Genomic DNA, 6,973 nt, shown 5'->3' with positions numbered 1-6,973 from the left:
AATTTTTTGCCACATCTACTCCGACTTCTAATTGGTATTTAATCTGTTCCATTTTAGTGATTTTTTGAATCAATTGGAAGGATCCTCACTCTATCAATCAGGCTTGTGTACGAGCTATTTACTTGGTAAATGCTTCTTGCAACTATTCGAAAAAAGCGAGGAAGGCAGAAAGGCAAATCATGCTGATATGCGATCTCGTAGTTGATGACGGATCTAGCCCAGGGATGATCTTGCCAATCTGCTTTCCGAGCGAATGTTAGCATACTTTCCAATACACAAGCCCAGGCATAGGGGCAACGCCCCCGCATGCCTGGGTCTCACGTTAGAATTCAACCGTTGGCTGCAGGCCAACAACGTGGGAGGACCGCCAAGATGTACTTGGCCTTCAACCAAGCTCCATATTCCATACCCCAATCCCCGCCATGCGGCTGCGCCTTTGGCGGGGCTGGTATGTCAATCGCCGCTTGCGATATGATCCTCTTTGAAGACGCTGGTATGGCGATCGCCGCTGACCACATGACCACCTATAGCAAGGTTATACTATCGAAGTAGCCTTGGCTCAATAAGCTATTGTTTCTGGGCCAAGATCCCGCTACCATCGATGGCTTTCCAGCCACCGTGTAGGATGAATACCTTGGAATGGAATCCAGTGGAGCGAATTTTCTCTGCCACATGCTTGCTGCTACCGCAGGCATCTGAGCCACAGTAGATCACCAAGGCCTGCCCCTCAACCCCAGACATGCCGATCTGCTGCATCACTTCTGGTTGTGTTAGCGCATTCTCAGCATCCGTTTCTGGCACTAAAATGGCCCCCGGCATATGCTTACGCTCATACGACTTCTTATCGCGAGCATCCACCCAAAGCACATTCCCACGGTATTCTTCGAGCACGGTGGCCAAGCATAGGTGGTCAGCGGCAAGTGCTGCTTGATCACAAGCCACACGCCGATCCACCGGACCCGTGAAGAGATACAGTAGTCCAGCAAGTAACAAGGTGATTCCCAGTAGAACTGATGATTGTTTGATGAAAGTGAGCATCACTGATTAGCTTGCTGCGATTTGATGGTGATGAATGTCGAAAGCGACTTGTAGCGAGGGTTCTGACTATCCGTGATGATACGCAGTGCCGCAAAAAGGAATTCATCTGTGCTCTTGGGAGTGACTGTTAGCCGGTATTCGTAGCCGGGCTTCACCGTCTCGAGTACATGGCTAATCTGGTTTGAAGAACTCGATACCTTGCTGATTTGAATCGGTTCATCATGATCGACCAATATCTGAATCACTTTGGGCTCTGGAGCATCACCAAGGTGCCACGACAAGGCATTGGGAAAGGCTGCGATCAAGTAAGGGATGTGAAATGTTGATTCGAGACTTAGGGAATCTTCCTCACCGCTCTCGCTGCGAGTCTTGAGCACGATTTTCTTGGTCACCGAGCCCTTCAAATTCCCCAACTCAAATTTCCCCCGAATGACTCCTGTCTCTCCATCGAGAAACCCGACGCTCCCGGTCTTCAGCTTGCGCCCCCCTTTCAAAGCCGCTGTCATGCACGTGCACGGAGCATCGTACTCAACGATGGCGACGCGCTCACCACTCTCGTTCTTGAAAGGAAAGAGCACTTCCATCTCCTTCTTTTCAGCCGGAACATGCAAGTCTTGCTTCTGTGACTCAAAGGTCAACGAAGCGCTCGCTATCGCAGCGCTCAGCACTAGCATTGTGGCAACCAATCTCATACTCACCATTCATGCCATCTCTGCAGCACAATGCCAGCAAAAGCGCACACAGCAGCATGATTTAAATCGCAGTTTCTTTCCAAACCATGCGTATGGCATCGGGTCGCAGGCGCGCACTCACGATAGCTTCCTCGAGAGCGTCTCGATGCTCTTCAAGAGCAGAAACCTCCGCCTCTCCGATCATCGGATTGTGCTCTGAAAGCTCGTTCAGGCGCTCGATTTCTTGTTTCATTTGCTTGCGCATCGCGCGCTTCGCCTTAGTGATTACTGACTTCATTTCTACCTTTGCGAGAGCTTCCATGTGATCGATCATCTTGGGCAACAAGGTCGTCTTCACCACCGACTTATCCAGTAGCTTACGCACCCCACCCTTGCGCAGTTTAGCCTGCGCCAGTGCCTTGTCTTGCGACAGGTCTTTGCCTTCGTGATCAACCGCCACACGCACAGGAGTCACCGGCAAGAAACGGTCGACATGCAGGCTGCTCGGAGCCACTGATTCCACCACATAGTACGACTCCAAAATAATTTTCTTCTCACCTGGAGCCTCCCACACGCCAAATGCCGAGTTGCCCATCTCGGTACCGAGCAGACAATCAAAGCATGCGCGAACGATCGGATGATCCATGCTCAGCAACTGCAATTCCTCGCGACTCAATGCCGTGGTTCGGTCAAAAGTCACACTCATCCCCTCATCCGGTAGATCCGGGAATGCCTCGCTGCTGACCTTACCTTGCTTCAATAAATAATTGCGTTCCTCTAACTCCTCAAGCTCCACACCCAATTCATCTAACATGCGAAGCACAAAGTCTTCAAAATGCTCATCTTCATCCGCCCGGGCGATGGCATCAATGACACCAGCGGCTTGCTCAGGACGGTAGGAATTGTGCTCCAACAACTTATCGTATCCACCTGCAAGCTTCTCGCCAACCGCCACCTTTTTCTGCTTGGTCACTTCCAACAATGCCTCAAGTGCCTCGTCATCACCAGATTCAGCCACCGCGCATAACGCTTCATACACCTCGTGAAACACCTCGGTCACACCGTGCACATTCGATTCAAAGGCTCCCAATCCTTCGTGGTACCATCTCGCCCATGCGCGCTCAGCCGATGCCTCCAAATACGGCACATGAATATGAATCGTCGCGGTCTGGCCGATGCGATCCAGACGGCCAATCCGTTGCTCCAACAACTCCGGATCACCCGGCAAATCAAATAATACTAAATGCTGAGCAAACTGGAAGTTGCGCCCCTCACTGCCAATCTCAGAACATAATAACAACTGAGCACCACCGGCTTCAGCAAAGTATGCCGCATTGCGGTCGCGTTGATTCAAAGTCAGCTCTTCGTGAAACTGTGCAATGTTGATTTGCACCCGTTCTAACAAAGACTCTGAAATGGCGTCCAACCATTCTTTACTTTCACAAATCAACAAGATTTTCTGCTCAGCATGGGATTCGATGAGGTCAACCAACCACGCAACTTTGTCCTGGTAATCGTCCCCTTCGATTGGCTCCAGATGCGCCACGCGTTCTGGGAAACCTTGCAAGTTCTCTCGGGTGTTGCGGAACATCACACGCCCGGTGCCAAAGCTATCCACCAGTGCGTCCGTCAGCAACTTCTTATCCCCACTCTTGGCGATCGACTGGATCTGCTCGGAATAAGTGCTGAGCTCGCTGGCCTCGATCGGCGCCCCAGACTCGATTTTCTCGATCAATTGAGCCACCTCCCCATAGTGCTCCGACTCTGTTAGGAATACCTCTAGATCGCAAAACCTCTCTGGATCGAGCAACCTAAGTCGAGCGAAGTGACCCACCATGCCTAACTGCTGAGGTGTCGCGGTGAGCAACAGCAAGGAATCAACAATCCACGCAAAGGATTCCACCAAGGCGTACTCCCAGCTCATTTCCTCTGGACTCCACTCAAGGTGGTGTGCTTCATCAACAATGCAGAGGTCCCAGCCAGCTTCGCGAGCCTGACTAGCGCGCGTTTCGTTGTAGGCTAAAAATTCCACACTGGTGATCACCAATTGGCTATCGAGAAACGGATTCGCTTCAGGATCATTTTCCTGAATCGCCGCACAACGTTCCTCATCAAACAAACTGAAGAGCATGTTAAAGCGACGCAGCAACTCCACAAACCATTGATTGATCAATGGCTCGGGCAGCAAAATCAAGACCCGGTCCGCACGCCCAGTCAGATGCAGACGATGCATGATCATGCAGGCCTCAATCGTCTTACCCAAGCCCACTTCATCAGCCAATAACACCCGTGGCATGAGTCGCTTGGAGACCTCGCTAACAATCGAAATCTGGTGAGGCAACAGATCGGTACGACCTCCTACCAACCCTCTAATCGGGCTTTTACGCAACTCATGCTGGCGGTACAAGGCCTCAGCCCTCAAACGGAATACAGAATTCTCATCTATCTGGGCACCAAACAATCGATCCTGCGGCTTGCTAAACCCTGTGTGGTCCGAAAGCATCGCCTCGGCCACCTCCACCTCACCTTCACACTGGTATGTCACCAATCCCCCTTGGTCCGTGCTCCCCAGCACTTGATATTCCTCACCTTCGTGGGTGGTGATGTAGTCCCCCTTCTTGAACAGAACACGCCGTAAAGGCGCCGATTCAATGGCATAGCATCGCGTCTCCTCAGCTGCAGGAAATAAAATTTCCAAGGTGGCATGCTCCACCTTCAGCATCATCCCCAATCCGAGCTCAGGCTCAGAATCACTCACCCATCGCTGACCTGCTACAATTGATACACCTTCCATAATTTGCGGGAGCGCAACCTAACTTCGATACACAAGCATGCAACTATTTATTCAATCGTTCCCAGACAATTACTAACAAATCACAACACGCCATCCACGCAATGCATTCCAGACCATACTCCTACACCCACCAGCCATCTGTTAGCTTGAGCGAAAGAATTCGACTCGGAAGAAAAATCACGGGCAATTCCACACCACCGAGGAATAAATACTTGCGCTCAGACTCGCATCTAGCACCTTAGATGGGAACGATATGATAGAATCCTTTCTGAATCGACTTGAGAGAAATTGGAGCCAATGGGCGATCCCTGGGCTGATCCGCTACCTAGCGATTCTGTTTGTTGGCGTGTTCCTAGCATCGGCCTTGCGCCCGAATTTCAACGCGGCTTTGGACTTCAACTTTGTCAAGATTGCGGAGGGCGAGTACTGGCGTCTGATCACCTTCATCTTTGCCCCCCAAGTTGGTAGTTTCAATGGTTTCACACTGCTCTTTCTATTCTTTGGCACCATGCTGCTATTTTCATTCAGCGATGCTCTAGAAGCTCAATGGGGCAGCTTCCGAACCAATCTCTACATCTTTGGGGGCTACCTCTGCACACTAGCATTCAACCTACTCTACGTCTGGCTCTTCAATGCCCAGTTCGGCTTCACTGGAGTCTATTTGGCAGCATCGATTCTTTTCGCCTTTGCTCTCTACTACCCCAAATTCACCATCAACCTCTTCCTCGTGATCCCCTGCCCGATATGGATCATCGCGGCCATCACCGGAGCAATGATGCTGCTCAGCAAGCTCTCATCACCCCTGCTGCTGCTCCACGCTCTAGGCTGTCTGGGGAATTTTGTAGCGGTGACCACCTACTTCCTCGTCCAACGCAGCAAGCAAGGCGCGAGCTCGAGCATGCGTAAGCGCAAGTTTGCACGCCAATTCAAGGAATCCAGCGATGAAGCCTTCCACCGTTGCCACGTCTGTGGTGCCACCGATGTGAGCCACCCAGAGCGTGAATTCCGAGTCGCCGCCGATGGCAATGACTACTGCGACGAGCACCTTCCAAAACCCTAAGCCTCCGCCACATAGCCACCATGTCTGCCGCACTCAAAGCCATTCCTCCCATTGAACCACTGGCCCACTCACTCGAGGCCACCGTCGCATTGCCCAAACCACTCATCATCGCCTTCATCCGCAAGGAGGTGCATGCTTGGCGCGAGCGCATGCTCGAGGGCGAATCCGCCGACCGCGAAACCATAGAAGCAGACATCTCCAAGAAGCTCACGGCCTTCAGTCGTTCACGTCTCCAGCCCGTCATCAATGGCACGGGGGTTCTCATTCACACCAACCTTGGCCGCTCCCCACTCGGCAAGTCGGCCGCCTCGGCACTCGAATCCATCGCCACCGGATACTCCAATCTGGAATTCAACCTCATCGACGGAACCCGAGGCAAACGCGCCGGCTACCTCGAAACCGCCCTAGCTTGCTTGGTGCAATCAGAAGCCGCCACAGCCGTCAACAACTGCGCCGCAGCACTGGTCTTGATCCTCCGCCACCTATGCAGCCCAGAGCGCAATGAAGTCATTGTCTCGCGCTCCGAACTCGTAGAAATCGGAGGTGGCTTCCGTGTCCCAGAAATCCTAGAAACCTCAGGCGCCAAGCTGGTGGAGGTTGGCGCTACCAACAAGACCCACCTCGAAGATTACGCGCGCGCCATCACCCCACGCACCGCTCTGGTACTCAAGGTGCATCGCTCAAACTTCTATATCGAAGGCTTCACCGCCGAACCAGAAATGGCCGAAATTGCAGAGCTTTGCCGAGCGCAGCAGATCCCGTTGGTCGAGGACCTAGGCTCAGGAGCCATCATGGACACCGACCAACTCGCCCCGATCGATCACGAGCCCACCCCCCAAGAGACCCTAAAGAATGGAGCCGACCTCATTTGCTTCTCAGGCGACAAACTTCTAGGTGGGCCTCAGTCAGGCATCATTGCCGGCCGCGCAGACCTCGTAGCTGGTGTGAAAAAAGAACCATTCTTCCGCGCCGTGCGCTGCGACAAGCTCATCCTCACGGTACTCCAAGAATGTATCGATGAATACCTTCGCACCCAAGCCAAGCCCACAGAAACCGACATCCCCAACATCAAGGCCCTCGCTCTCAGCACTGAACAATTACAACAACGCGCAGCGCATTGGATCCAGTCCCTCTATTCTTGTAAAGCACAGTGCCGAGTGGTCGAATCAATGGCCACCACCGGCGGCGGTACCATGCCGCGCTCGCAAATCCCTTCCCTAGCAATCCAGATCCAAGCAGCTGAGATCTCGACCAACCAACTAGCAAAACAACTCCGCACCGGCGACCCAGCCGTCGTTGGTTACATCCAGGACAAGCAACTGCACCTCGACCTACGCTCGATCTTCGATTGGCAAGATCCACTTGTCATTCAGAGAATCAAGGACATCTTGTAGCTGGATAACAGCAACA

Annotated in this window: 6 protein-coding genes; 3 read left to right on the top strand and 3 right to left on the bottom strand. The window is 52.6% G+C overall.

Annotation, left to right across the window (positions count from 1 at the left end; all coding sequences use genetic code 11):
* Positions 1–306 precede the first annotated feature (306 nt).
* Positions 307–552, top strand: coding sequence for a hypothetical protein (locus F454_RS0102665; RefSeq protein ID WP_018969074.1), 246 nt, complete (start codon positions 307–309; stop codon positions 550–552).
* Between the two features lie 15 nt (positions 553–567).
* On the opposite strand, the gene F454_RS0102660 is transcribed toward F454_RS0102665, so the two are convergent.
* From F454_RS0102660 to F454_RS0102650, 3 genes are all read right to left on the bottom strand, one after another.
* Positions 568–1,038, bottom strand: coding sequence for a rhodanese-like domain-containing protein (locus F454_RS0102660; RefSeq protein ID WP_018969073.1), 471 nt, complete (start codon positions 1,036–1,038; stop codon positions 568–570).
* Positions 1,038–1,712 (bottom strand): DUF1573 domain-containing protein, encoded by a 675-nt coding sequence (locus F454_RS0102655; protein ID WP_026292658.1) that lies wholly within the window; start codon positions 1,710–1,712, stop codon positions 1,038–1,040. The genes F454_RS0102660 and F454_RS0102655 overlap by 1 nt, the downstream gene beginning before the upstream one ends.
* Before the next feature lie 79 nt (positions 1,713–1,791).
* Positions 1,792–4,503 (bottom strand): helicase-related protein, encoded by a 2,712-nt coding sequence (locus F454_RS0102650; RefSeq protein WP_018969071.1) that lies wholly within the window; start codon positions 4,501–4,503, stop codon positions 1,792–1,794.
* A 253-nt stretch (positions 4,504–4,756) separates the two neighbouring features.
* Between F454_RS0102650 and F454_RS0102645 the strand changes: the two genes are divergently transcribed.
* Together F454_RS0102645 and selA are read left to right on the top strand one after the other, a co-directional pair.
* Complete coding sequence (locus F454_RS0102645) at positions 4,757–5,563, top strand: hypothetical protein (protein ID WP_018969070.1); 807 nt, start codon at positions 4,757–4,759, stop codon at positions 5,561–5,563.
* A gap of 20 nt (positions 5,564–5,583) precedes the next feature.
* A complete protein-coding gene (selA, locus tag F454_RS0102640; protein ID WP_018969069.1) occupies positions 5,584–6,957 on the top strand; it encodes an L-seryl-tRNA(Sec) selenium transferase in 1,374 nt (457 codons plus the stop codon).
* Positions 6,958–6,973 lie beyond the last annotated feature (16 nt).

It is taken from the genome of Rubritalea marina DSM 17716 (assembly GCF_000378105.1).
GTDB classification, from domain to species: domain Bacteria; phylum Verrucomicrobiota; class Verrucomicrobiia; order Verrucomicrobiales; family Akkermansiaceae; genus Rubritalea; species Rubritalea marina.
Note: the sequence above shows the minus strand (reverse complement) of the source record. Positions and strands in the feature narration are given on the sequence as shown.